This window comes from Anoxybacillus sp. J5B_2022 (assembly GCF_026847645.1).
Classification (GTDB): domain Bacteria; phylum Bacillota; class Bacilli; order Bacillales; family Anoxybacillaceae; genus Anoxybacteroides.
Window position 1 is genome coordinate 1 of sequence record NZ_JAPSMC010000149.1, and the last position, 1,208, is coordinate 1,208.

A 1,208-nucleotide genomic window follows, 5' to 3' on the forward strand; every position below is an offset into this window, starting at 1 on the left:
AAATTGTTGAAATACTATCTCTTACCCGTGGTGCTAGATAAACTTGAGCAAGCATAAAAATAGCCCTTGCTGGCGGATCTCCTGTAGAATGAAAGTGCGACCTGCCATTCGAAAGGAGAATCCCCATGCAAGAGCACTTTCATTTTACTACAGATCGAGCCAAGATTCAAAAGCAATATGCCGCCATTTTCGTTTTTGTTTCTGCTCAACTTTCATGCATTCAGGTGCATCTTCATCGTCGAAATCGCCATTTGGTCAAGCAAGAGGACGCTGTCATCATCGCCATTCATCTTTTAGGAAAGCTGCTCGGTTTTACTTCTGAACGGGCGTGGCATCGTTTTGTCACGGGAAATTTGTTCACAAACGGCTCGTTTCTCGAACGCTCCCGATACAACCGCCGTTGCCGGGCGCTTGGTTTCGCCATCAAATGGATCCGTCATGAGCTGGCAAAACGCGGTCAACATCATGCCTATGCCGTCGTGGACAGCTTGCCGCTCCCGTTGTGCCATACGGCAAGAATGCATCGCGTCAAACGGTTTTAAGAGATCGCCGACATCGGGTATTGCGCTTCCAAAAAGCAATGGTACTACGGGTTGAAGCTGCACCTTCAAGTGACCGATCAAGGGCTGCCAATGGGGTATGTGGTGACGGAAGCATCTTGCCACGATCGAATCGCAGCCGAAAGCGTGATGACTCAAATTCCCCACCCGTATAACTTCGGGGACAAAGGATTCATTAGCCGTGACTTGCAAAAAAGGCTGTACGAAGAATACCAAATGGCGCTTTGGACTCCGTCTCGAAAAAACCAGAAACATCGTGCGTCTGAGACATGGGAGCAGTGGATCCAACAAAAACGCAAAGTGATCGAGACGGTGTTCTCGGTTCTGGTTGACCACTATCGCATCACGGGGATCCGAGCCAATTCGATTATCGGATTTGAAGTGGCACTAGACGGTATATTGTTAGCTTATTCCCTGGTTACACTTGGGCTAGTTGAGCGCTAAAGCTCAACTAGCACCACGGGTTATCTCTTAATTTCTCGTTCATTTGTGAAATCTTAATAAATTGTCTAAACACAATAATAAATAACATAATCAACCCCAGCAAACAGTTTCAGTGTTTTCGTTTTCGGTGCATTGTGGACTTAAAGAAGTCCCAACTTTGTCAAATCATTAAAGACACTATTCAGTAATTCAGACATTTAATAA

1 pseudogene is annotated in these 1,208 nt (G+C 45.9%); it reads left to right on the top strand.

From position 1 onward, the window contains the following. The first annotated feature begins 125 nt into the window (after positions 1-125). Positions 126-1,004 (top strand): annotated as a pseudogene (locus M4I42_RS16895) (IS982 family transposase). Positions 1,005-1,208: the final 204 nt, after the last annotated feature.